Raw genomic sequence first — 25,087 nt, 5'->3', positions numbered from 1 at the left:
CCGGACCATGAGCGACGGGAGCACCGGGCGACTCGCCCGCCTCTGCCGCCTCCTCGGGGAAGTCGAACCGCCGCCGCGACTCGTGGACTGGTCCATCCTCGCGTGCGTGCTGTTCGAGGCGGGCAGCGGCGTCCTCAGTTTCGGCGCGGGCGCGCCGTCCCAGTGGCTTCTGTTCACGCTCCACACGGTCGTCGGCCTGACGCTCGTCTTCCTCCTGTTCTACAAGTTCCGGCGCGTCCGTCGCCGCGTCACCGACTCGCGCCTGTGGACGCGGTCGACCGGACTCTCGGTGCTCCTCGCCGCCGTCGCCGTCGCCGCCCTCGCCACCGGGTCGGCGTGGGTGCTCGGAGCCAACGCTTCCGTTCTGGGGTACTGGAACCTCCTGAACCTCCACGTCGGCCTCGGCCTCGCCCTCGTCCCCCTCGTCTTCGTCCACCTGTACACCCGGTTCCGAACGCCCTCGCGCGCCGACTTCGAGGGCCGCCGGACGGCCCTGAAGTTCGGGACACTCCTCGTCGGCGGCGCCCTCCTCCTCCGACTCCAAGAACTCCTCAACGCGACCCTCGACACCGGCGGCCGCGCGCGGCGGTTCACCGGGTCGAAACCGGTCGAGAACGACGGTTTGGAACCGGAGGGCGACGTCGGGAGCGGGAACGCCTCCTTCCCGGTGACGAGTTGGGTCGCCGACGACCCCGACCCGGTCGACGAGTCGGCGTGGCGACTCCGGGTCGGCGGACTGGTGGACTCCCCGCTGTCGCTCTCGGCGGCCGACCTGACCTCCGAGACGGAACGGACGGCGCTGCTCGACTGCACCAGCGGGTGGTACGCCGAACGCGACTGGCGCGGCGTCGAACTCGGCGAAGTGCTCGACGCGGCGGGCGTCCGCGAGGGTGCGCGGTGGGTGACGGTTCGTTCCGTAACGGGCTATCGGTGGTCGTTTCCCCTCGACGAGGCGCGCGGGATGCTCCTCGCCACGCACGTCGGCGGGGAGCGACTGACGCACGGACACGGGTTCCCGTGCCGACTGGTCGCTCCCGATAGGCGGGGGTTCCAGTGGGTGAAGTGGGTCGAGTCGGTGGAGGTCCGGCGAAGCAGAGACTCCGCGCAGTGGCTGGCGGTGCTGGTCAGCGGGTTCGACTAATCGAGGTCGCCGCCGCGGATGGCGGCCTCGGCCCCCTCCAAGGCCGCCTCGCGGTCGAACTCGGCGACGATGCGCTCCAGTTCCTCGCGGGAGGCTCCCGACGCCGACAGGTCGCGGGCGTGTTCGGTGACGTTCGGAATCGCTCGGAGGATGTTGTCGATGATGGGAATCGCCGCCGACCGCGCCGACCGGGACATCGGGTTGAGGTCTATCACTATCTCCGTCTTCCCCATCGCCGCCAGCGCCTCGGCCCTGTCGCCGTCTTCGAGGGGGACGAGGACGACGTCCGCGGCGCCGATGCCGACGGCGTCCACCTTCGCGCGTTCGTGGTCCAACCCGGGAATCTCGCCGTCGGCGGTCAGTCCCTTCACCTCCTCGGCGCCGTGGTCGCGGAGGTGTTCGGCGATGGCGCGGATGCGCTCGTCGGTGCGGTTGAACAGATTGACTTCGAGGTCGGCGCCCACCGCCGCCGCGAGTTCGACCATCTCGCCGGGGACGAGGGCGGCGACGTTGCCGTTGACGGAGAGGACGGGATGTTCGGCGAGGAGTAACTGCGCCGCCGCGGCGCGTTCGGCGGCGTCCGCGGAGGGGATGGTCGTCTCTCCCAACAGGTAGTCGAACGCCTCGCCGCGGCCCTCCGCGATGAGCCCCTGCTTCGAGGTGATTCCCTCCTCCACGCCCTCCTCGATGCGGTGCCGCGTGAGAAGCGAGAGGTAGCGCGGGTGGCTCTCCGGGATGTCGATGTCGCTCATGCGGGTGTGTGGGTGGTAGCGGGAGAAAAGCGGGGCGATGTGCGGCGATGGGGTGGCGGTATCCCCCGAGTCAGAAGCAGACGACCGGGGTACCGCCCGCAATCGGGTCGAGACCGACGCCAGTCCGCCGCCCGCTCTGACGTGAGCGCGGAGCGCACCGCGGTGCCGACGCTCCGTTCGCGGGAGCCCCGACCGAGGTTTCCGTCCCTCCCGATGGGGGTTCGGAGCATCCGGCGAACAGTACCGAACACGCGAGTCCGCCGGCGAGAAACTCGCGGCGCGAGCGGAACGACATCTCCCGTTGGAATTCGGACGGTTCGACTTGGACGTACCGCCGAGATGGGATAGACTACTCCGAAACCAGTCCCGACCCGGCGGGATGCGCCTCGCAGACGGCGGGGTCGTAGCCCGCGTCCGACAGCGCCGTCCCGAACGCGAACGCGGTGTCGCCGAGCATCGCCATCGCCGCGTCGCCGCCGGCGGCGCGGACGTCCGCGACGACCGATTCGACGCGGTCGGTGGTCAGTTCGGCCTCGCGGGCGAACCGCCGGGAGAGGGCGACGAGGCGGTCCGGCGTCGGTCGCTCCCGGAGGTCAGCGAGGGCTCGTTCGCCCGCCCTCGTCAGCGCCGTCGTGTCGCCGGAGAGCACCTCCTCCGTCGATACCTCGCCGAACGTGACGTACTCCACGCGCGGACGCGCCGGCACGCCGTCCATCGCGCCGTACCCCGGCGCGCCGGGTTCGAGCCGAATCGGCAACCCGCCGCGGGCCTGTCCGACCACGTCGCCGAGACCGGTCCCCGCCTCGACTTCGGCGCAGTGGGCGGCCGTCACGAGTCCGTTCTCCGACAGTCGCCGCCCGAAGACGGCGTTCGCGGCGTAGGCGGTGCCGAGTGCCATCGCGCCGCTGACGCCGAATCCGGAACCCAGCGGGAGGGGAGTCTCTGCGTCGACGGCGGCGTCGGGGACGCCGAGTCGCTCCCGGACGCCGTCGACGGGCGGCATCGCGACGGACTCGCCGTTGAGAGTCGTCTCGGGTTCGTCTCCTCTTTCCCCGTCGTCCGCTCGCCGCACCGTCACGCGCACGCCGTGCGAGAGGGCGACGCCAGCCCCGCGGGACCCGGCTCTCGCGGGGTCCTCGCGCGGGTGGGCGCTGAAGAACCCCGTGACGTGCCCGGGGACGAACGCCGTCGCCTCGTCGGTCATACCCGAAGCAGGCGGTCGGCCGTTATGTCGAATGCGATTTCGTTCCGCCCCGGGTCAGAACTCGGATTCGCGCTCTCGCTCGCGGGCCTCGCGGACGTACTCGTCGGCGTCGGCGACCGTCTCGGTTCCGAGCAACCGCTCGACCCGACGTTCGAACTCCGCTTCGTCTATCTCGCCCGTCGCGTACCGCCGCCGGAGCGTCTCCAGCGCCGTCTCCGTCTCGTCCGCTCGATGAGAGTCCCGTTGCCGTCGCTTCCGCCGCTCGTAGAGCTTCGTGAGACCGATGGCGGCCGGGAGCACCCCCGCGAACCCGACGGGGAACACCACCCAGAAGAACGGATATCCGAGCGCGAGGAGGGTGAACGCGGTGAGGAGGATGAGTCCGATGACGACGCCGGCTACGACCTCCTGTAACGGCGTGTCGTCGTCCTCGTCTCCTCCGGTTCTACGCTCTTCCATCGGCGGTTCAGTCGGGTCTCACTACCGCACGCGACAGCATCGCTCTTTCGCCTCCTCGGGGGTCGGTGCCGGACGTTCGACCGACCCGACTTAGTCGTGGTCGACGCCGACGAGGGCGACGCGGGCCTCGGGGTGTTGGTCGGCGTCCTCGGAGAACACGTCCTCGTCGCGGAGCCGTTCTACCTCCTGTTTGGCCTCCTCCCAGGTGAGCGGACCGAGCGTGGTCACGACGTTGAGAAGCGTCTCTTCGGGAACGCCGGGACCCTGCCCGCCGCCCGGGAACGCCTCCCGGGAGTCCTCGACGGCGGCGACGAGGTACTCGACGAACCGGACGACGTCGTCCTCGCCGGCGAGCGCCTCGTGCCAGTCGCGCGGGTAGACGCTCACGTGGTTCTCGTCGGTGACGTAGAGCCGTTCCTCGCCGGCCCACGTGTCGCTGTGCACCGTCTCCTCGGCCAGCGCCTCCTCGACGTCCGCCACCGAGAGCAACTCGGCGCCGGACCGGAGCGCCTCCACGTAGGATTTCAGTCGGTCCTCGCTCACGCCGAACTCGTTGGACTCGATGACCGCCGGGTCGTGCCGTTCGATGAGCGTCGCGAGTTCGGTGGTGACGAGGAACTCCCCGCGTTCGGTCGCCGTCTCGATGATTTCGTCGACGAGGTCGACCTCGGTTTCGGCCATGTGGTCGAGGGTTAGGACCTCCGGACAAAAGGTGATGCGGCCGTTCGACGCGCGATGGCTCGCCGAGGACGAGGTGACGCGTGGTCGCGCCGTCGTCTGAGGGCGACAGCCGCTGTCGGTCCGACGAGAGTCGCTGGCGCGCCTCTCGTTGGCTCGCCACGTCTTCGTCCTACGGACCCAACCGCTGCCGGTCTCTCGAGAACTCACTCGCAAATCGGAGATTTGCTCGTAGCTCCCGCGCTCGTATCGCGGCGCCGCCTACGGACTCAGCCGCTGCCGGTCTCGCGGGAACTCGGTCGCGGCAGAGCCGCTCCCCGTTCCCGTTCGCAGAAACGCCTTCGTCCTACGGACTCAGGCGTTGTCTGTCTCGCGGGAACAACACCGCTTCCCGGATGTTGTCGAGTCCGAGCATCGTCATGACGAGGCGCTCGCCGCCGAGACCCCAGCCGGCGTGCGGGGGCATGCCGTACTTGAACATCTTCGTGTAGTACTCGAACTGGTCGGGGTCGAGCCCCTGCTGCTCGAAGCCCTCCACGAGGCGGTCGTAGCGGTGTTCGCGCTGCCCGCCGGAGACGAGTTCCATGCGCGGGTGCATCATGTCGAACCCGGTAGAGAGCTGCTCGTCGTCGTCGTGGTCCTTGATGTAGAACGGCTTGATCTCGGAGGGCCAGTCGGTGATGAAGTAGTGCTCGCCGACGTCGTCGCCGAGCGCTCGTTCGCCCTCGGTGGGCAGGTCGTCGCCCCAGACGAGCTGTTCGTCGAGTTCGCCCGTCGCGTTGATGCGCTCGATTGCCTCCTCGTAGGTGAGCCGGGGGAACTCGCCGTCGGGCGCCTCGAACTCATCAGCGAGACCGAGCAGTTCGAGTTCGCGCTGGCAGTTCTCCGCGACGCCCTCGTAGGCGGCCTTGACGACGTGTTCGCAGGCGTCCATCGCCTCGGTGTGGTCGAAGAAGGCCGACTCGAAGTCGATGGAGGTCGCCTCGTTCAGGTGCCGCGGCGTGTTGTGCTCCTCGGCGCGGAAGATGGGACCGACCTCGAAGACGCGCTCCAGACCCGAGCCGACCATGAGCTGTTTGAACAGCTGCGGCGACTGGTTCATGAACGCCTCCTTGCCGAAGTACGTGATGGGGAACAGCTCCGTGCCGCCCTCGGTGCCGGTGGCGACGATCTTCGGCGTGTTGATCTCCGAGGCGCCCAGGCTGCGGAAGGCGTCGCGGACCGAACGGAGGATCTCGCCGCGAATCTCGAAGACGGCCTTCACTTCCTCTTTCCGCAAGTCGAGCGTCCGGTTGTCGAGGCGGGTCGACAGTTCGGCGTCGACCTTGCCGGAAGGGTCGAGGGGGAGTTGGGTGTCCGCCTCGGCCATCACGTCGATGCTCTCGGGGACGACTTCGACGTCCGTCGGCGCGCGGGGCTCCTCTTTCACCTCGCCCGTGACGGCGACGACGCTCTCGCGGGCGACGTCGAGACCGGTCTCGACGAGTTCGTCGTCCATCTCGTCTTTCTCCAGTTTGATCTGGATCTTCCCGCTCTTGTCGCGGAGGATGAGGAAGGCGATACCCCCGAGGTCGCGCACCTCGTGGACCCACCCCGCGACGGTGACGCTGTCGCCGGGTTCGGCGTCTGCCGTGTACGTTCGGTTCTGCATGTGGCGTGATTCCGACCGCCCGGTCTTAAAAACGGTCGTTTCGACCCGAGCGCCGCCCCTACGACCCCGTCTCCGTACATCTTCGATGATGTACGACGGCTCCCCTCGGAACCGGACGATTCGACCGACACACAGGAACGGCTGACTACCTCTAACCTGATTATCTTACGACACGTTTACTGCTCTTCGGAATCGTATCCAGAACGTCTCTCAGCCGTGTCTCGTCTCCGACTCACTCGGTCCGCGTCCGCTCGCTCGCTGACGCTGCTCGTCGTCGGGGCGGTGGGCCTGCTCCCGACGGTCCCCTACGCGCTGGCGGTCGCGTGGTGTTACCTCCGATTGGTCGACCTCTTCGGCGTCGCCGCTGCCGCCGTCGTCACCGGCGTCGGAGTGCTCGTGACCCTGCCCGTGGTCCTCTTCGTCCTCTTCGCTCTCGAACTACTCGTGATAGAACGTCTCCCGTGGTCGGCCGACGGGGACCGCGAGCGCTGACCCGCGCGGCGCTACCGCTTGGCTTCCGCCCGTTCGGTCATCGCGTCGCGCGCGCCTTCGACCGTCTCGCGGACGGCGTCGACGCCCTCGTCGTGCAGGAGGTCGCCGACGACGACCACGTCGGTGTGACTACCCATCTCGTACGCCGAGTCGTAGTCGTGGATGCCGCCGCCGTAGAACAGCGTCGACTCGTCCAGCGCGTCGTAGGCGGCGTGGACCTTCTCCGTGTCGCCGAACGTGCCCGAGTACTCGATGTAGACGATCTCCTGCCCGAACATCCGTTCGGCGACGGCCGCGTAGGAGGACACGTCGTCGACCGCGAGGTCGCAGTTGGCGTCGGTCAACTGCGCGACGGAGGCGTCGGGGTTGAGCACGATGTACGCCTCGGTGTGCGTGCGGTCCCAGTCCATCCCGTTCTCGATGCGGACCCACTCCTTGTGGGCGCCGGTGATCCAGAAGGCGTCCTTCGCGTTGAACACCGTCGGGATGAGGTAGCCGTCGAGGGCGTCGTCGTCGACGACCACGCCCGGATTCGACGGCTCTTGGTACAGCGGTACGTCGTACTCGGCGCAGGCGTCGACGACCCGTTGCATCTTGTCCGCGGTGATATCGAGGGTGCCGCCGATTTCGATGGCGTCCGTCCCGGTCTGACAGACGTCCTCGAACGTCTCGCCGTCCGCGAGGTCCTTGTCTGGGTCGACTTTGAGGACGTGGTTCCACTCGGTCCAGGGCCCGGTCATTGGGCGTACTTCAGCGGGGAGCGATAAAAATGACGCGGATGGGGCGCCCCGAGAGGTAGTTTGAAGTCGACTGCCTGTTCGTCATTCGACAGCACCGATGAGTCAAGCGACGCTCTCCACCGGCCCCTATAACTCGAATCTCTTCTCCAGTCACTACCTCGACGAACACGTCTACGGCCTCGACGAGTGGGACTGTGACGCCGACGCCGAAGCCGCGTTCGAGGAACTCCGGTCGCTCTGGGAGGCCGAACGCGACCTCGTCGACTCGTACAAGGAGGACGAACTCCTCGACTCGTGGATCGGCGAGGTGCTCGACGTTCTGGGATTCGACACGCTCTCGGAGACGACGCTCCCCGACGGCGGCGGATACAACGACCGGCTCCTGTTCAGTTCGCGGGAGACGCGCCGGGAGGCGGCCTTCGAGAAGAAAGACGGTCGTCACGAGGCGATGTACGACCTCGCGTCCGCGCTGCTCGAAGCGAAGCGCTGGAACGCGTCGTTCGAGGACCGATTCAGCGAGGATCGGTCGTACCGCGACGCGTCCCACCAAGTCAAGTACTATCTCGAACGGACGCCCGAGAAACTCCAGTGGGGTGTCCTGACGAACGGGCGGAAGTGGCGGCTCTACGGCACGAAGGACTACGAGACGCAGACGTACTACGAGGTCGACCTCCCCGAACTGCTCGAATCGGGGAGCGTCGAGGCGTTCAAGTACTTCTTCGTGTTCTTCCGTCCCGACGCGTTCGAGGCGTCCGGAGGAACGACCTTTCTGGACACCGTCTGGAACGAGAGCGAGACGGCCGCGCAGGAACTGGGCGAAGACCTCCAGAACAACGTCTTCACCGCGCTTCGCGTGCTCGGAAAGGGATTCGTGGAGACGAACGACCTCGACATCGACCCGGACGACGACGAACGCTTGGACGAACTGAAAGAGCAGTCGCTCGTCCTCCTCTACCGGTTGATGTTCACGCTCTACGCCGAGTCGCGGAATCTCATCAACCCCGAGGACCCGGTCCGACGCGAGGAGTACGAACAGCACTTCAGCCTCGACGAACTTCGCCTCGACATCCTCGACACCGTCGGCGAAGGGGCCGCCGAGAGCGGGTTCAACTCGTACAGCACGTTCTCCACGTCGATGTGGGGTCGACTGGAGGACCTCTTCTCGCTCGTCGACTCGGGCGAGGAGTCGCTCGGTATCCCGCCGTACAACGGCGGTCTGTTCGACGAGGACCGACACACCTTCCTGACCGAGAACGAGGTTTCGGACCGGCACCTCGCGGAGGTCATCTACCGACTCTCGACCACGGAGACGGACGACGGTTTCGTCCCGGCGGACTACGCCGACCTCGACACGCGACACCTCGGCACCATCTACGAGGGACTGCTCGAACACGAGTTCCGCATCGCGCCGACGCAGTACGCCGCCGTCTCGGAGGACGGCGGACAGGTGTGGAAGGACGCCGCGGAAGTGAGCGTCGCCGACGCGGTGGAGACGGTCGACGCGGGCGGTCTATACGTCGTCAACGACGACGGCGAACGGAAGGCGACGGGCGCGTACTACACGCCGGACTACGTGGTGACGTACATCGTCGAAGAGACGGTCGACCCCCTGCTGGAGGATATCGAGTCGGACCTCGGAGACCGGGGCCTCGAACGCGGCACACAGGAGTACGTGTTCCGCTTCGCCGACGAAGTGCTGGACCTGAAGGTGTTGGACCCGGCGATGGGGAGCGGACACTTCCTCACGAAGGCGACGGGCTACCTCGCGGAGCAGGTGATGGAACGCGTCCGCGAACTGGAGACGGCGACGGCGTTCGACGAACAGCAGATCCGACGCGAGATATCCAGAGAGTGCATCTACGGTGTGGACCTGAACGGCATGGCCGTCGAACTCGCCAAACTGTCGATGTGGCTGGAGACGCTCGCCACCGACCAACCGCTGGCGTTCTTGGACCACCACCTCAAGGCCGGCAACTCGCTTGTCGGGTCGGACATCACCGACGTTCTGGCCGACGACGACGACGCCGAGGGCGGGCAACTCACGTTCGCGCAGGTGTTCTCCCACGCCCGACAGCGGACGCTCGAACACGTGATGGAACTGGTGGAGGACCTGCTGGCCATCGACAACGAGTCCTACGAGGACGTCAAGTCGATGGAGGAGACGTACGCCGAGATTCGCGCGGACCCGCTCTACCAGCGACTGTTCGAGATGGCCAACGTCCACACCGCCGAACGCTTCGGCGTCGAGGTACCCGACGACGCCTACGAACGGATGGCCGAAGCCATCGAAGACGAGGACGAGTGGCTTTCGGTGGCCGAGAGCGAGTGGTTCGTCTCCGCGCAGGAAACCGCACAGCGAGAGCAGTTCTTCCACTGGGAGTTGGAGTTTCCGGAGGTGTTCTTCTCGGAGAGCGGGGAGAAATCGGAGGAAGCGGGGTTCGATGCGGTGGTCGGGAATCCGCCATATGTTCCCACGGAACAGATACCAACAGTTCACAAGAAATATCTCACCTCTCAATTCCAGACTCTCTATCGCAAGTATGATCTGTCCGTTGCTTTCCTAGAACAGTGCTTCGATCTCTCTAGAAAGAAAGGGTTCGTTGGAATGATAACTCCAGTTGCATGGGAAACCGGAGAAAACTACTCTAAATTCCGGGAAAGCAGAATAGCTTCCAAAGATGCTGCGCTCATGCAAATAGTAAATCTTCCATTTGATGTATTCGCAGATGCATACGTTGATACTAACATTGCTATCTTTAGCCCTCAACGTTTTTCGACTACTACTATTTGCGCAAAGGAGATCGACAAAAAGACTAGAATAACTGATGCTGAATCTCTCCGAAATGGATTTGAGGCTATTTCGTATGAACAGTTAGCATCAGCGGATGGCGCAAAAATATACTTCGATAGTGCGCACTATGATCTCTTAGAGACGTACGAATCCACAGATTTCTGTGAATTTGGTGATATAACTGAGGGAAGACAAGGTATTGTCGCCTCATTTTACGACTATTCATCTACGAAAGAGAGTGAGGGACACTTGCTGTATCGAGAGTGTGACGTTTATCGGTACTCTCTTTCTGTCTCTGAAGAAAGGTATATTGACTTCAGCGATGAACCAAACCTGAAGCGGTTCTACACGCAACCACGTATTCTTCTTCGGAGGTTAGTGAACCGAGACGACCGATTGATGGCCGCCTATGAGGAGGACGAGTACGTTGTAAAGAAAGATTTGAATCCGTTCATCATTTCTGAGACAGATCTCTCTTTAAAATATCTATTATCTTGTTTGAACAGCTCTCTTCTTTCCTACATCTACGTTTCGTCGTCAGCTCTTGCACAAAAAGACGACTTTCGACAAACAACTCTATCTGAAATTCAGTCACTACCTATTCGTGTTCTAACCGTAGACGAGCACGCTGATGACTCTACACTCACTCGCCTCAAACAACTTGGTGAGCAGCCGAACTCCGCGCAGTCCGACGTAGCGGAAGTTATTGGAGGTTTACTCGGAACGAGTGAAGGAGAGACTGCCATTCACAATTTCTTATGCGAGTCTGTAGATGACCTACACAATCTCCATAGTCGTCTGAGAGATTACAACCTCTCCCTCCCTGACTACCTTGGTTCGTACCAAGACAGCCAGACCCTCTCCGAGATAGGCTTCCAACAACCAATCGCCGACACCGCGAAGGAAACCTTCAACGACACCACCGAGGAAAAAGAAAAACTCGGCGTCACCGAGGTCACCTTCACGCGCGAGAACCCGACCACCCTCACCGTCGACGTCGGCGTGCGCTACAAACCCGAAAACCCCGACGACTACGAAACGGACACCTACGGCTATCACTACGTCGACCCGAAACCCGCGTTCCGCATCACCGACCTGACCGAGACGGAGGCCGACCTCATCGAGGCGTTCGTCCCGCACGCCGTCGAGGAGGCGGGCGGGTACGCGAACTTTCGGGCGAACGCGACGAAGACGAACTCGCCGCTCGATAGGCTGAAGAAACTCACGCTGCCGACGGTGGACGACGTGCGCGACGGCCTCGAAAACTACGTCGAGACGGTCGAACGCGCCGAGGAGTTAGAGGAGCAAATCGAACGGACGGACGACCTCATCGACGACATCGTCTACGAGTTGTACGGACTGACTGACGAGGAGATCGAAATCGTCGAGGAGTCGGTGAAGGGATGACCGAGCGTCCGGCGCAGAGACACCGAATCGTTCTGTCGTCTCCGCTCCAGTTCTGCGCGTGGCCATCGACAGAGGATCGACTGACTGCGCTCGCGTCGGACGTCCCGTTCAGGCGGTGCGTATAACGTCTACATCGACGAGTTGGCGTAGCGGCGGTTTGTCGAAGTCCCGCTTGTTGTGAGTGACGAACGTTCCCCCCGACTCGTAGGCGGTCGCAAGATTCAGCAGGTCAGCGGGAGAGAGCGATACTTCCTGGGACCGAAGCTTCTCACCGAGATAGGCGGCTTCGGCGGCAGTCCCGTCGGTGAACTCGAGGATGCGATCGAGGTTTTCGTTGAGCGTTCGGCGAGCGCGTTGTATCTCCGTGCGTCCGCGACAAGATTTGTAGAACTCCCACGCGACGATGGCCGGAATCGTCCACTCCTCGCTGCTGTACCGACGGAGGTGGTCGACGACCGCGGGATCGGAATCCTTTCCACCCAACTTGACCAGTACGTCGTTGTCGAGAACGATCATCGCGACTCCAAGGAGTCGTTCAGCGAGTCGTGAGCCTCCCCCATCTCCTCTTCGAGATGGCCGTTGTCGAACTCCTCTAAGAACCCCGCCATCCGGTCGACGTCCTTCTCGCGCCGACTGAGTCGATCTAACAGATCGCTGAACGTCTCGTCGTCGCGTTTCAGCGACTCAAGGCGGTCTTTCACTTCCTCTTTGACTCGGATGTTCGCCATGTGTATACAGTGTATACGGCCCCGGGAAAGTGTTTCGTCGGAGACGGCTACCAACGGAGGTGACGAACGAGCCGCGACGATGGAACTACCTCATCGACGACATCGTCTACGAGTTGTACGGCTTGACTGACGAGGAGATAGAAATCGTCGAGGAGTCGGTGACGGACTGACCGCCGCGCGACTGTCGCCTCAGATACCGAATCGTCCGGTCGTCTCCGCTCCGGTTCTGCAAGTGGCCGTCGACCGATTTCACCACGTCGCCGATTTTACGGCCCGCCTGTCGAACGTAGATGAGACCCGCGTGTTCGAGACCGTCCCCTTCCACGAGCGAGAGGAAATCGTCGTCGAACGTCAGCAGTAGCCAGTCGTTCTCGACCGCGTATCGTAACTGTTCGCGGTCCGGGTCGCCCAGCGTCCCCTCCTCTCTGGCGGTGTGAACCGTCCAGCCCCGACGGCGCAGTCCGTCGGCGACCGGAATCTAGATCGCTCGTCGCAGGACACCGGCCGCGTCGTGCGGAAGCGGGTTCGGACGGGGAAGAACGAAAGTCGTCGATGTGGTCGTAGTAGTAGTAGTAGACCAGCGTTCGGTGTACGCCCGCGAGCGAGAGGTCGGGATACGGCTGGGTTATCTCGTTCGGGTCGTAGCCGCTGTGTTCGTACGCGGACGCGAGTCCCTGACGCGGATACCCGTCCCCTCGACCGTCGGCGCGCCGTCACTGTGCGCCGGGTCTTCGACTATCTCCATGCGAATCTGTACCGTCCGAGTAGACTCGAAACGCGAGGGTTTGGACGGGTTATCAGTCAGCCGACGTCTGCCACTTCCGCACCGTATCCGGCCCCACGCCGTCCATCAGGTCCGCCAGGGCGTCCGGTTCGGCCTCTTTCAGCGACGGCACGTCCTCGACGCCGGCGGCCTTCAGTTTCTCCGCCGTCTTCTCGCCGATGCCCGTCACGCTCTCCAGTTGGGAGCCGTCGACCTGTTCGGCCTGATACTCTCGATAGTTGCAGATGGGACAGCCGAGGTCCCACGGCTCCCTGTCGCTGTCCTCGTAGGTGATGCGAATCTTCGGCAGGTCGTGCTCCTCGCAGTCCTCGTCGGTCACCTCGATGTCGCCGCGGCGCGGGAGCGGCAGCGAGTAGTCGCAGTCGGGGTAGCGCGTACAGCCGACGAGCCGAGAGCCCGAGCGGAGGCGCTTGATGGCAAGTTCGCCGCCGTGCTCTTCCCCGCACTCGGGGCACGCGCCGATGACGAGGTCCTCCTCCTCGTCGGCCTCCTCGGCCTTGCAGAGCGGACAGCCGTGGACGAACGTCTTCCGGCCGGCGAGCATCTTCACGTGGCTCAGGTCGTGTTCCTCGCAGGACTCCTCGAGGATGAGCGGCTTCCCCGTCGACGGCAGCGGCAGCGTGTACGTGCAGTCGGGGTAGCCGTCGCACCCGATGAAGTACGACCCGCGTCGGCTCTTTCTGATGACCAGGTCGTGGTCGGACTCGGGGCACTGTCCGACGGTCTTGTCGGCCTTCAGCGACTTCTGGAGGTGTTTACCGACCTCCTCGCCGGACTCCATCAGCCCCTCGAAGACGTCCTCCAGCATCTCTCTGGACTCCTCCGTCACGTCGTCGAGCGTCGCTTCCCCGCGCGTGATGGCCTGCATGTCGGCTTCGAGTTGGGCGGTCATCTCCTCCGAGACGATGAGTTCTGCGAACTCCTCGGACGCCTCGACGACGGCGCGGGCGAGTCGCGTCGGGCGCGGCGGGTCGCTCTCGATGTAGTTGCGGTCGTAGAGCTTCTGTATCACGTCGTGCCGCGTCGCCTTCGTCCCGATGCCCATCTGCTCCATCGTCTCGATGAGGCGCGACTGGCCGTAGCGGCGGGGCGGTTGGGTCTGCTTGGCCTCCATCTCCGTGTCCGTCACGGCGAGTTCCTCGCCCTCCTCGACGTCGGGGACGAACGACTCGCTGGAGTTGAAGTACGGGTACACCGCGTGGTAGCCCTCCTTCACGAGGCGCTTGCCGTTGGCCTTCAGCGAGAGGCCGGCGGCGTCCGCGACGACGCGCAGGTGCTCCCACTCGGCGGACTCCGCGACGGTGGCGAAGAACCGCCGGACGACGAGTTCGTACACCTCCCACTCGTCCTCCGTGAGGTCCGCGCGCGAGGGGAGTTCGCCCGTCGGGTGGATGGGCGGGTGGTCCGTCGTCTTGTTGTCGCCGGCGGTCGGCTCTATCTCCTCGCGTTCGAGGAGCGACTGCGCGTCGTCGCCGAACGTCCGATTCGCGGTGAAGGCGTCGAGCAGTTCTCTGGGGTCTAAATCCTCCGGGTAGACGGTGTTGTCCGTCCGCGGGTACGTCATGTAGCCCGCGGTGTAGAGGTCCTCCGCGATGCTCATCGCGCGCTGGGCCGAGTAACCGATGGAGCCGGCGGCGCGGATGAACTGCGTCGTGTTGAACGGGGCGGGCGGGTCGTCCGTCCGCGTGCGGCGGCGGACCGAAGTGACCGTCGCCGCCTCCGCCCCCCGGAGGGTCTCGTACGCCTTCTCGGCGTCGTCGCCGTCCCAGACGCGTTCGGCCTCGTTGCCGTCCTCGTCGAGGTAGAAGTACTGCGCCTCGAACGACTCGGCGTCCTTCTGCAGGTCGGCGAACAGTTCCCAGTAGTCTTCCGGGTCGAAGGCGTCTATCTCGCGTTCGCGGTCGACGATGAGTTTCAGGGTCGGCCCCTGCACCCGACCGACCGAGATGAAGTCGTCGCCGAGTTGGCGCGCCGACAGCGAGAGGAATCGGGTGAGCGCCGCGCCCCACACGAGGTCGATGATCTGTCGGGCCTCGCCGGCCGCGGCGAGGTCGAAGTCGAGTTCGTCGGGGTTCTCGAACGCCTCGGTCACCTCGCGGTCGGTGATGGAGGAGAAACGCACCCGGTCGACGGGCACCGAGTCGTTCACCTCGCGGACGAGTTCGTACGCCTCCTTGCCGATGAGTTCCCCCTCCCGGTCGTAGTCGGTGGCGATGACGACGCGGCGGGCGTTGCGGGAGAGGCGGCGCAGGGCGGCGACGATGTTCTCCTGCGTCGGATGCTTGTCGATGGGCGCACCGATGAGTTCCACCGGTTCGACGTCGCGCCAGTCGTTGTACTCCGGCGGGAAGTCCACGCCGACGACGTGACCCGACAGTCCGATACAGCGTTTGCCCCCCCACTTGTAGACGTTCACGCCGTTGACGCGTTCGGCCTCCGCGGACTCGCCGCTCAGGATGTCGGCGATGCGCCGAGCGGCGTTGTCCTTCTCGGTGATGATGAGTTCCGGACCCTTACTCATTGGGCGGCGATATGCGAGGGGTCGGCCTAAACCTTTCGCGGCGAATCGCCCCGAATCGCCGGCCAGTGCGGGCGTACGCGCGGGAGCGCAGACGTGTAGCGCGTGGGCGGACGTGTGGTGAACCCGGGTCCGCGAGCGGTCGGGATGTCGACCGACCGACCGACCGCGACTCGCCCGACGAACCGGCAATCGGTAACACGTACCCAACACATACGTGCCGCCGCGCGGAGTGGACGCTACCGTGTCCGGACGAGAGAGTCGAATCGATATGACCGAGGGGGCCGTGACGCCCAAACTCGTCTCCCTCTCGTGGCCCCTCGTCGCGGGCAACCTCCTCCAGACGTTCTACAATCTGGCCGATATGTTCTGGGTGGGCCGCGTCGGCCCCGAGGCCGTCGCCGCCGTCTCGCTCATGTTCCCGACGGCGTGGATGTTCGTCTCCGTCGCCATGGGCGTCACCGCCGCGGCCGTCGCCCTCGTCTCCCAGCACGTCGGCGCGGGCGACGACCGGTCGGCCGAACGCGTCGTCGGGCAGACGCTCCTCCTGGCCGTCGGCGTCGGCGTCCTCCTCGGTATCGTCGGCTACCTCGGCAGGCACCCCCTGCTCGCCCTCATCGGCGCGCAGGGGCGCGTCTACACCGAGGCGCTCGCGTACGCCGAGGTGCTGTTCGTGACGCTCCCGTTCACGTTCGTCTTCTTCGCCTTCCGGGCCGTCCTCCGCGGCGCGGGCGACACCCGCACGGCGATGTGGCTGGTCGTCGTCAGCGCCGGCCTGAACGTCGTCTTGGACCCGATATTCATCCTCGGGTGGGGCTGGGTCGAACCGATGGGGACGCGCGGCGCCGCCGTCGCAACCCTCCTCGCGCGAATCGTCGCCGCCGTCGCCGGCCTCGCCATCCTCCTCCACGGCGGGTGGGGGGCGCGCCTCCGCCTGCCGGACCTGCGGCCGGACCCGACGCTGTTGCGAAAACTCGTCGGCGTGGGCTACCCGGCGACGCTGGACGGCCTCGCGCGGAGTTTCGCGGCCGTCGCGCTGGCGGCCCTCGTCGCGCGGTTCGGCGCCGTCGCCACCGCCGCCTACGGCATCGGCCTCCGCCTCATGTCCGTCTCCTGGACCGTCTCGGGCGCCGTCGGACAGGCGGCCGCCACGGGCGTCGGACAGAACCTCGGCGCCGACACGCCGGACCGCGCGGCGGAGGTGACGTGGAAGGCGACGGCGGGGACGATGGCGATTCTCGGCGCCGCCGGCGCCGTCGTCTGGGCGGTTCCGGCCGCCTTCATGCGCGTGTTCATCGACGACGCCGCCGTCGTCGACGCGGGCGTCGAGATGCTCACCATCGTCGCGCCGTTCTGGGCTTTCTTGGGTGGGCTGATGGTGATTCAGGGGGCGTTCCGCGGCGCCGGGCGCACCCGCGTCTCGATGGCGCTCTCCCTGATTTCGCGGTGGGTCGTCCGCTTCCCGGCGGCGTTCGTCCTCGCCTACGTCCTCTCGTGGGGCGTCACCGGCCTCTGGTGGAGTCTGTCGCTGTCGGGCGTGGTGACGTTCGTCGTCGGCTGTCTGTGGTTCCTGCGCGGCGGGTGGCGCTCGGCCGTCGTCGAGAGCGACGGGACGAACGAGGAGGGCGGCGAGAACGGCGAGGACGGAGCGGACGGCGCCGCGGCCGACGGCGAGGAGTCGCCCTCGACGGCCGACTGACCGTCCGACCCCGGACTCCCCCGCAGTTCCGGACTGTCCGAGAAATCCCGGAAAACGGCCAAGTGTCCGCCCGCCGAAGGGTACGCATGTCCCACACGCCGGACCTTCCCGAACGATTCGTCTGCAAGAGCTGTCACCTCGTCTACGCCGGCACCGTCGTCGGCAGCGACGGCGAGACGCACGAGTTCGAGGCGCCCGGCGAGTGCGCCGCGTGCGGGTCGACGGCCTTCGTCCCCATCGAACAGTACATCTACGACATGAAGGCGTGAGGCGCGCGGGTTAGCGCGACTGACTTCGACCCGCTACCTGTCCTCGCCCAACCGCTCGCGGAGCATCCCGTTCACGTCGCCGGGGTCGGCGCTCCCGCCCGTCTTCTGCATCACCTGTCCGACGAGGAAGTTGACGGCGCCGCCCTCGCCCGAGTGGTAGTCCTCGACGGCGTCGGGGTTCTCCTCGATGGCCTCCTCGACGGCCGTGACGACTTCGTCGTCGTCGGCCGCGCCGAGGCCCTCCGACTCGACGATGTCGTCCGGAGATTCGCCCTCGTCGAGCATCCGACGGAGCACGATTTCCTCGGCGTTCTTCGTCGTTATCTCGCCCTCGGCGACGAGTTCGACCAGTCGGGTGAACTCGTCCAGACGGTCGGAGACGTCCGTTATCTCCATGTCGCGGTAGTTGAGTTCCCCGAGGAGGTTGTCGGCCACCCACGTCGCCGCGAGGCCGGGGTCGAACTGGTCGGCCACGTCCTCGTAGAAGTCGGCCACCTCCTTCGTGGAGGTGAGCTTCGAGGCCGACTCGGCGTCGAGGCCGTACTCCTCGCGGAAGCGCTCGCGGCGGGCGTCGGGGAGTTCCGGAATCTCGATACGCTGCTTCCAGTCGGCGACCTCTAAGGGAGGAAGGTCCGCCTCCCGGAAGTAGCGGTAGTCCTTCTCCTCCTCCTTCGAGCGCATCGAGACGGTGATACCCCGCGACTCGTCCCAGTGGCGCGTCTCCTGTTCGACCGCGCGCCCGCGGGAGATGGCGTTCTTCTGCCGGGTCACCTCGTAGGCGAGGGCCTTCTCGGCGCCCTTGTGACTGGAGATGTTCTTCACTTCGGTTCTGTTGGCCTTCGCCAACGTCTCCCCGGAGATGGAGCCGTCGTCGGCCACCTCGTCCTCCGGCACCATCGAGATGTTCGCGTCGATGCGGAGCGACCCGTCCCGCGTCGCGTCGAACACGCCGAGGTACTCCAAGACTTCCTCCAGTTTCGCGAGGAACGCGCGCGTCTCCTGCGGACTGCGGAAGTCCGGTTCGGTGACGATTTCCATCAGCGGCGTCCCCGCGCGGTTGTAGTTGACCAGCGTGTAGTCGGCGGTGTCGATGCTGCCGCCCTTGTGCTGGAGGCTGCCGGGGTCCTCCTCGAGGTGAGCGCGTTCGATGCCGACCTCGCGGCGGTTCCCCTCGACGGAGACCTCCAGACTCCCCTCCGAACAGATGGGGGCGTCGTACTGCGTTATCTGGAAGTTCTTGGGTAAATCGGGGTAGTAGTAGTTCTTCCGGTGGAATCGGGTGTGCTCCGCGACGGTGGCGTCGAGCGCCTTGCCCACCTTGACGGCCGCCTCGACGGCGCCTTCGTTCAGGACGGGCAGCGCCCCCGGCAGTCCGAGGCAGACGGGGCACGTCCGCGTGTTCGGTTCCTCGTCCTCGGCCGCGTCGGTCGAACACCCGCAGAATATCTTGGTGTCCGTTTCGAGCTGGACGTGGACCTCCAGCCCGATGACGGTGGCGAGGTCGCGCTGAGAGAGCGCCTTCGCGGTCATTACGCGCGATTTGACGGCGTGCGGCTAAAGACTAACGGGACCGGCGCGAGTCCGACGCTCGCCGAGAACCGCCGCACAACCGGCGCCGCCTCGGTCGAACGGAACTTATTCGGAGCCGTGCGGCGATGGCTCACAGAGACAGATGCCCTACCCCTTCGGTTCGCCGCCGGTCGAAGTCGTCCGCGACGCGGCGTTCGCCTCGCCGCCGGAGGGGACGCTCTCGTTGGACCTCTACTTACCGTCCGGCGAAAGGGGAGCGGAGAGCGAGGGCGCGCGCCGGGCGCTCGTCGTCCTCGTCCACGGCGGGGGGTGGCGCGCGGGCGACAAGTCCGACCTGCGGGAGGTGGCGTTCGCCCTCGCGGAGCGGCGGTTCGCCTGCGCCGTCCCGAACTTCCGCGGCAGCGACGCGGCGGCGTTCCCGGCGGCGATACGCGACGTGAAGGCCGCGATTCGCTGGTGCCGCGCGAACGCCGACGCGCTCGGTATCGACCCCGCACGAATCGCCGCGTTCGGCCCGTCGACGGGGGCGCACCTCGCCGTGCTCGCGGCCCTCTCCGCGGACGACCCGCGGTTCGCGCCCGACCCGGCGCACGTCTCCGCGGCCGTCTCCGAGGCGTCCGACGCCCTCGCCGCGGCCGTCGGCGTCGCCGGCCTGTACAACTTCGAGCACACGCCCGAACGGGCCGAACTCGCCGCGTTCCTCGGCGGGCCGCGGAGCGAGGTTCCGGGGCGCTACGACCTCGCCTCCCCGTCCTCGCACCTCGGCGGCGGCGGCCCGCCGATTCTCCTGCTGCACGGCGCCGACGACGACGTGGTGCCGGCGATGGCCTCCGAACTGTTCTACGACGGACTGGAGGAGGGCGATATCGAAGCGGAGTGCGTCGTCGCCGACGGGGTGGGCCACGACGTCCTCGGCGAGCAGTTCGAGTGGGCCGTCGACTGGACCGAGGGGTTCCTCGACCGGCATCTCCGCTGACGGACGCGGTCCCGGAGTCTCTCGGTCCCCCGACCCGCGAATCGACGCCCGCCGCCGGCCGGGGTGTCCCGAGTCCTGTCCGGAATCTATCACTTCCGAACTATATGTCTGACGCACGTTTATGTGTCCACGGCCGGGGATAACACGCATGAGTAATCGGGTGGAGGAACTCGAATCGAAAGTCGCGGAACTGCAGGCCGCCGTGAACGGGCTGACCGAGGAACTGGTCGAGACGAAAGAGCGGGTGCGCCTGCTCGAAGACCAGGTGGAGGTCGACCTCACCACGGGGACCCGCCCCGTCGGCCACCCCACCGCCCAGTCCGAGGAGCCCGAATCCGAATCGGCGACGCCGGCGCCGGATGCGGACGCGGACGCGGACGCCCAGTCGAGCGAGGCCGACGCGGCCGCCGACGGCGGCAGCGCCGACGAGAACGAGCCCAGTCTCCGCGAGTCTCCCGCGCAGGCGCAGTCGCGCGCCCAGACGTCCGAGCAGCCCTCCGACGACGCGAGTTTCATCGACGCCGACGACCCGTCGCCGTCGCCCTCGTCCGACCCGTCGGCGGACGCCGACGCGGCGACCGAACCGGCCGACCCCGCGGACGACGAAGTCAAGTCCGAGGAGTCCGAGACTACCGACGAGGCAGAGTCCGCAGAAGACGACAGCGATATCATCGTCGCGTAACTGGGTGGCTCTGTCCCCCGCGAGCAACCCATGCATATCAAAGAGCTCGTCCTTGACGGTTTCAAGAGCTTCGGGCGTAAGACCCGGATTCCGTTCTACGAGGACTTCACGGTGGTTACCGGCCCCAACGGGTCGGGCAAGTCGAACATCATCGACGGCGTGCTGTTCGCGCTCGGCCTCGCCCGCACGAGGGGCATCCGAGCGGAGAAACTGACGGACCTCATCTACAACCCCGGCCACGCCGACGATTCCGAAGGAGGCGGCGGCACCAAGGAGGCGAGCGTCACCGTCGTCCTCGACAACGGGGACGGCAAACTCGACCGCTCGCAGGTGGTCAACGCCGCCGGCAGCGACGACGTCGGCGACGTCTCCGAGATTCGCGTCAAGCGCCGGGTGAAGGAGACGGACGACAACTACTACTCGTACTACTACCTCAACGGCCGCTCCTGCAACCTCTCGGACATCCAGGACCTCCTCGCACAGGCCGGCATCACCCCGGAGGGCTACAACGTCGTGATGCAGGGCGACGTGACGGAGATAATCAACATGACCCCGTACCAGCGGCGGGGCATCATCGACGAGATAGCCGGCGTCGCGGAGTTCGACGCCAAGAAGGAGGACGCCTTCGGCGAACTCGACGCCGTCGAGGAGCGCATCGACGAGGCGGACCTCCGAATCGAGGAGAAGCGGGGCCGCCTCGACCGACTCGAAGACGAACGCGAGACGGCGCTGCAGTACCAGTCGCTCCGCGAGGAACGCGAGGAGTACGAGGGCTACCTGAAGGCCGCCGAACTCGAAGACAAGCGCGCGGACTTGGAGAAGACCGAGTCGAAGGCGGAGAAGAAGGAGGCGAAACTCGACTCCCTGCGCGAGGAACTCGACACGAGACAGGGCAAAGTCTCGCGTCTCGAGGGCGAGTTGGAGGAGCTCTCGAAGGAGATAGAGCGGAAGGGCGAGGACGAACAACTCCGGATCAAATCCGAAATCGAGTCGGTCAAAGGCGAGATAGACCGATTAGAGAACGCCGTCGAGGCCGCCGAGGAGCGCATCGACGAGGCGGAGAAAGAGCGGAGAAAGGCGTTCGTCGAACTCGACCGCAAGCAGGAGAAGATAGACGACGTCGAGGACGACATCCGGTCGGTGAAAGTCGAGAAGGCGTCGGTCAAATCCGACGTGCAGTCGCGGGAGACGGACCTCGCGGAAGTCGAGGCGGAGATAGCCAGCGTCGACACGGAGTTCGACGAACTGAAAGCGGAGTTGGCCGAGAAGAAGGCCGAGTTGGAGGAACTGAAGACCGAGCGCAACGACCTCCAGCGCGAGAAGGACCGCCTCCTCGACGACACGCGCCGCCGCTCCTCGGAGATTTCTGAGACGCAGGAGAAGATAGACGAGATACGCGAGGAACTGCCGGAACTGAAGGCGACGCTGTCGGACCTGCACTCCGAACTCGACAAGGCCGAGAAGAACAAGGCGAAGATAGACGGCGTCATCGAGGACCTGCGCGAGGAGCGCTCGGAGCTGAAAGACGACCTGAGCGAGGTGGAAGACGACCTACGCTCGAAGCAGTCCGAGTACGCCGAACTCGAAGCGCGCGCGGGCGAGGACGGCGACACCTCGTGGCCGCGCGCGGTGACGACCATCCTGAACGCGGGGCGGTCGGGCGTCCACGGCACCGTCGGCCAACTCGGCTCGGTGCCCGGCGAGTACGCCACCGCCTGCGAGACGGCCGCCGGCGGCCGCCTCGCGCACGTCGTCGTCGACGACGACGGCGTCGGCTCCGACTGCATCGACTACTTGAAGTCCAGAAACGCGGGCCGGGCGACGTTCCTCCCCATCACGAAGATGGACGACCGCGGCCTGCCGTCGAAGCCGAACGACCCCGGCGTCGTCGGCTTCGCGCGCAACATCGTCGAGTACGACTCGAAGTACGAGCCCATCTTCTCGTACGTCCTCGGGTCGACGCTCGTCGTCGAGGACATGGAGACGGCGCGGTCGTTCATGGGCGATTTCCGCATGGTGACGCTGGACGGCGACCTGGTGGAGCGCTCCGGCGCGATGACCGGCGGGTCGGGCGGCGGCTCTCGGTACTCCTTCTCGAAGTCCGGGTCCGGCCGACTCGAACGCCTCGCCACCGAGATATCCTCGCTGGAGGACGACCGCCGCGACCTGCAGTCGGAGATACGCGACGTCGAGTCCCGACTGGACGACGCCCGCGAGAAGGCCTCCGATGCCGCCGACCGGGTGCGTTCGGTCGAGAACGACATCGAACGCGCCGAGTCGGACGTCGACGAGAAGGAGGCGGAGATAACGCGCCTGGAGGACCGCATCGAGGAACTCCGCGAGGAGCGAGCGGACGTCGACGAGGAGATGCAGTCGCTCGACGCCGAGGTCGAATCGCTGAACGCCGACATCGCGGACGTGGAGTCCGACATCGACGGCCTCGAATCCGAACTCGAAGACTCCGAGATTCCCGAACTGACGGCGAAGGCCGACGAGATACGCGCCGACATCGACGAGAAGGAGGCGCGGATGGACGAACTCGACGGCCGCCTCAACGAACTCCAGTTGGAGAAGGAGTACGCCGAGGACGCCGTCGCGGACCTGAACGAGACGGTCGAGAGCGCGCAGGAGCGGAAGGCCGACGCCCGCGACGCCGTCCGCGAGAACGAGGAGAAAATCGAGGCGAAAGAGGGGACGCTCGAAGAGAAGCGCGAGGCCGTCTCCGACCTCGAAGCGGAGTTGAAGGAGCTCAAGGCCGAGCGCTCGGACCTCCGCGAGGACGTGCGCGAGGCCAAGAGCGAACGCGACGAGCAGCGAGACAAGGTCGACCGCGCGGAGTCCCGCGCGGAGAACCTGCGCGAGAGCGTCGAGCGTCTCGCCTGGGAGATAGACGAACTCGAATCGGAGGTGGGCGAGTACGACCCCGAGGCGATACCCGACCACGAGGAGGTCGAGGCCACCGTCGAGGAACTCACCGAGGAGATGGAGGCGCTCGAACCGGTCAACATGCTCGCCATCGACGAGTACGACGAGGTCGAGGAGAGCCTCGAAGAGATGCAGGAGCGCCGGGACGTACTCGAAGAGGAACGAGACGGCATCGAGGACCGCATCGAGCAGTTCGAGTCGCAGAAGAAGGCGACGTTCATGGACGCCTTCGACGCCATCAACGAGAACTTCACCGACATCTTCGAGCGCCTCTCGGACGGCACCGGGGAACTCCTCTTGGAGAACCCCGAAGACCCCTTCGAGGACGGCCTGACGATGAAGGCCCAACCCGGCGACAAGCCCATCCAGCGGCTGAACGCGATGTCGGGCGGGGAGAAGTCGCTCACGGCGCTGGCGTTCATCTTCGCCATCCAGCGGCACAACCCCGCGCCGTTCTACGCCCTCGACGAGGTGGACGCCTTCCTCGACGCCGCCAACGCCGAACGCGTCGGCGAGATGGTCGACGACCTGGCGGGCGAGGCGCAGTTCGTCGTCGTCTCGCACCGCTCGGCGCTCTTAGAGCGGTCCGAGCGCGTCATCGGCGTCACCATGCAGGGCGACAACGTCAGCGCGGTGACGGGCATCCAACTCGGCGAGGACGAGGAGGCCGGCGAGCAGGAGGCGCCGGCGGATGACTGAGGACGTCGGCCCCGCCGCGCCGCCGCGGGAGTCCGTCGTGCCCGACGGCGTCGACGTCGACGCGGAGACGGACGCGGACGACGACGAGGTCGAACCGGTCGAACTCCTCGTGCAGCTCGCGGAGGAGGGCGAGATAGACCCGTGGGACATCGACGTGGTGGACGTGACGGACGCCTTCCTCGCGCGCCTCGACGCGACGGACCTACGGACCTCGGGTCGGGCGCTGTTCTACGCCTCCGTCCTCCTGCGGATGAAGTCCGACGCCCTCCTCGAACCCGACGCCGAGGACGACGAACCCGAACTCGAACCGTGGGAGGTGGCCCTGGAGAACGGCGGCGAGATGGCCGGCGGCGAGGACGGCGCGCCCGGAGCGGAGTCCGGGTTCGACCCCGTCGACGCCCTCGAAGCCGAGATGGATCGGAGGCTGGAGCGAAAGCAGGCCCGCGGGTCGCCGGAGACGCTGGACGAACTCGTCCGCGAACTCCGCGAGGCCGAACGCGAGTCGTGGTGGAAGCGCCGCCGCGAGTACGACACCTCCGACTCGCCGCGCGGGTACAGTCGCGGGACGCAGACGCTCGATTACCGGTCGGCCGACGACTTCCGCGCGGACGACGAACCCACCGCCGCGGACGTGACCGGCACCGCCCACACCGAGGACATCGAGTCCTCCATCGCCGCCGTCGAGTCGGCCCTGCGCGAGCAGTACGAGAAAGGGCGCGAAGAGGTGCTGTACGCGGAGATTCGAACCGCCGCGGAGACGCCGGTGACGACGTACCTCTCGCTTCTGTTCCTCTCGCACCGCGGCACCGTCCGCCTCCAGCAGGACGACCTGTTCGGCGACCTGTGGGTGCGGGACCCGGCGAGCGTCGAGGACGAGGGAGAGGGCGACGCCGAGGCGGAGAGGGACGCGGACGACGAGGCGCCCGACGCGATAGCGGACTGAACCGCCGAAGAGAGCGACT

The 25,087-nt window shown here is 66.0% G+C and carries 19 protein-coding genes and 1 pseudogene; 9 read left to right on the top strand and 11 right to left on the bottom strand.

Annotated elements, in window-relative coordinates:
• The first annotated feature begins 7 nt into the window (after window positions 1-7).
• Window positions 8-1,141: a molybdopterin-dependent oxidoreductase gene (locus NDI79_RS05590; protein WP_310927452.1), complete on the top strand. Its 1,134-nt coding sequence runs from the start codon at window positions 8-10 to the stop codon at window positions 1,139-1,141.
• On the opposite strand, the gene NDI79_RS05585 is transcribed toward NDI79_RS05590, so the two are convergent.
• From NDI79_RS05585 to aspS, 5 genes are all read right to left on the bottom strand, one after another.
• Entirely contained in the window at window positions 1,138-1,893 is a 756-nt protein-coding gene (locus NDI79_RS05585; RefSeq protein WP_310927451.1) for a 4-phosphopantoate--beta-alanine ligase, read from the bottom strand. The genes NDI79_RS05590 and NDI79_RS05585 overlap by 4 nt on opposite strands.
• Before the next feature lie 349 nt (window positions 1,894-2,242).
• Window positions 2,243-3,097 (bottom strand): pantoate kinase, encoded by an 855-nt coding sequence (locus NDI79_RS05580; RefSeq protein ID WP_310927449.1) that lies wholly within the window; start codon window positions 3,095-3,097, stop codon window positions 2,243-2,245.
• Window positions 3,098-3,151: 54 nt separating this feature from the next.
• Window positions 3,152-3,556 (bottom strand): SHOCT domain-containing protein, encoded by a 405-nt coding sequence (locus tag NDI79_RS05575; RefSeq protein ID WP_310927448.1) that lies wholly within the window; start codon window positions 3,554-3,556, stop codon window positions 3,152-3,154.
• Window positions 3,557-3,646: 90 nt separating this feature from the next.
• Window positions 3,647-4,237 carry a hypothetical protein gene (locus tag NDI79_RS05570; protein ID WP_310927447.1) on the bottom strand — a complete coding sequence of 197 codons (591 nt, stop codon included), beginning with the start codon at window positions 4,235-4,237 and terminating at the stop codon, window positions 3,647-3,649.
• Window positions 4,238-4,580: 343 nt separating this feature from the next.
• Window positions 4,581-5,885, bottom strand: a complete 1,305-nt coding sequence (gene aspS / locus NDI79_RS05565; protein ID WP_310927446.1) for an aspartate--tRNA(Asn) ligase — start codon at window positions 5,883-5,885, stop codon at window positions 4,581-4,583.
• 216 nt (window positions 5,886-6,101) lie between these two features.
• Here aspS and NDI79_RS05560 point away from each other — a divergent pair, with 216 nt between their 5' ends.
• Window positions 6,102-6,377 carry a hypothetical protein gene (locus NDI79_RS05560; protein ID WP_310927445.1) on the top strand — a complete coding sequence of 92 codons (276 nt, stop codon included), beginning with the start codon at window positions 6,102-6,104 and terminating at the stop codon, window positions 6,375-6,377.
• A gap of 11 nt (window positions 6,378-6,388) precedes the next feature.
• Here the strand turns inward: NDI79_RS05560 and NDI79_RS05555 are convergent, their stop codons facing one another.
• On the bottom strand, window positions 6,389-7,117 hold the full coding sequence (locus NDI79_RS05555) for a phosphoglycerol geranylgeranyltransferase (protein ID WP_310927444.1): 729 nt from the start codon (window positions 7,115-7,117) through the stop codon (window positions 6,389-6,391).
• Window positions 7,118-7,214: 97 nt separating this feature from the next.
• On the opposite strand from NDI79_RS05555, the gene NDI79_RS05550 reads away from it, so the two are divergent.
• The gene (locus NDI79_RS05550) at window positions 7,215-11,315 is read left to right on the top strand and encodes an Eco57I restriction-modification methylase domain-containing protein (protein WP_310927443.1); all 4,101 of its coding nucleotides are present in this window, start codon (window positions 7,215-7,217) and stop codon (window positions 11,313-11,315) included.
• Window positions 11,316-11,423: 108 nt separating this feature from the next.
• Here the strand turns inward: NDI79_RS05550 and NDI79_RS05545 are convergent, their stop codons facing one another.
• The 4 genes and pseudogenes from NDI79_RS05545 to NDI79_RS05535 all read right to left on the bottom strand — a co-directional run bounded on the left by NDI79_RS05545 (window position 11,424) and on the right by NDI79_RS05535 (window position 15,348).
• On the bottom strand, window positions 11,424-11,831 hold the full coding sequence (locus tag NDI79_RS05545) for a type II toxin-antitoxin system VapC family toxin (RefSeq protein ID WP_310927442.1): 408 nt from the start codon (window positions 11,829-11,831) through the stop codon (window positions 11,424-11,426).
• Entirely contained in the window at window positions 11,828-12,043 is a 216-nt protein-coding gene (locus NDI79_RS05540; protein ID WP_310927441.1) for a DUF7557 family protein, read from the bottom strand. Before NDI79_RS05540 ends, NDI79_RS05545 begins: the two co-directional genes overlap by 4 nt.
• A gap of 232 nt (window positions 12,044-12,275) precedes the next feature.
• A pseudogene (locus NDI79_RS23570) lies at window positions 12,276-12,503 on the bottom strand (DUF5615 family PIN-like protein); the annotation flags it as partial.
• Between the two features lie 337 nt (window positions 12,504-12,840).
• The gene (locus NDI79_RS05535; RefSeq protein ID WP_310927440.1) at window positions 12,841-15,348 is read right to left on the bottom strand and encodes a DNA topoisomerase I; all 2,508 of its coding nucleotides are present in this window, start codon (window positions 15,346-15,348) and stop codon (window positions 12,841-12,843) included.
• Between the two features lie 268 nt (window positions 15,349-15,616).
• On the opposite strand from NDI79_RS05535, the gene NDI79_RS05530 reads away from it, so the two are divergent.
• Together NDI79_RS05530 and NDI79_RS05525 are read left to right on the top strand one after the other, a co-directional pair.
• Window positions 15,617-17,044, top strand: a complete 1,428-nt coding sequence (locus NDI79_RS05530) for an MATE family efflux transporter (RefSeq protein ID WP_425499570.1) — start codon at window positions 15,617-15,619, stop codon at window positions 17,042-17,044.
• An 86-nt stretch (window positions 17,045-17,130) separates the two neighbouring features.
• The gene (locus tag NDI79_RS05525) at window positions 17,131-17,313 is read left to right on the top strand and encodes a hypothetical protein (RefSeq protein WP_310927438.1); all 183 of its coding nucleotides are present in this window, start codon (window positions 17,131-17,133) and stop codon (window positions 17,311-17,313) included.
• A gap of 33 nt (window positions 17,314-17,346) precedes the next feature.
• On the opposite strand, the gene gatB is transcribed toward NDI79_RS05525, so the two are convergent.
• Window positions 17,347-18,843: an Asp-tRNA(Asn)/Glu-tRNA(Gln) amidotransferase subunit GatB gene (gatB, locus tag NDI79_RS05520; protein WP_310927437.1), complete on the bottom strand. Its 1,497-nt coding sequence runs from the start codon at window positions 18,841-18,843 to the stop codon at window positions 17,347-17,349.
• Window positions 18,844-18,985: 142 nt separating this feature from the next.
• On the opposite strand from gatB, the gene NDI79_RS05515 reads away from it, so the two are divergent.
• From NDI79_RS05515 to NDI79_RS05500, 4 genes are all read left to right on the top strand, one after another.
• Window positions 18,986-19,819: an alpha/beta hydrolase fold domain-containing protein gene (locus NDI79_RS05515; RefSeq protein WP_310927436.1), complete on the top strand. Its 834-nt coding sequence runs from the start codon at window positions 18,986-18,988 to the stop codon at window positions 19,817-19,819.
• 148 nt (window positions 19,820-19,967) lie between these two features.
• Window positions 19,968-20,501 carry a DUF7518 family protein gene (locus tag NDI79_RS05510; protein ID WP_310927435.1) on the top strand — a complete coding sequence of 178 codons (534 nt, stop codon included), beginning with the start codon at window positions 19,968-19,970 and terminating at the stop codon, window positions 20,499-20,501.
• Between the two features lie 30 nt (window positions 20,502-20,531).
• Window positions 20,532-24,125, top strand: a complete 3,594-nt coding sequence (gene smc / locus NDI79_RS05505; RefSeq protein WP_310927434.1) for a chromosome segregation protein SMC — start codon at window positions 20,532-20,534, stop codon at window positions 24,123-24,125.
• Window positions 24,118-25,068, top strand: coding sequence for a segregation/condensation protein A (locus tag NDI79_RS05500; protein ID WP_310927432.1), 951 nt, complete (start codon window positions 24,118-24,120; stop codon window positions 25,066-25,068). Before smc ends, NDI79_RS05500 begins: the two co-directional genes overlap by 8 nt.
• The last annotated feature ends 19 nt before the right edge of the window (window positions 25,069-25,087 follow it).

This window comes from Halogeometricum sp. S3BR5-2, assembly GCF_031624635.1.
GTDB lineage: Archaea > Halobacteriota > Halobacteria > Halobacteriales > Haloferacaceae > Halogeometricum > Halogeometricum luteum.
The sequence above is the reverse complement of the archived record's forward strand: the minus strand, read 5'-3'. Positions and strand labels throughout refer to the sequence as shown.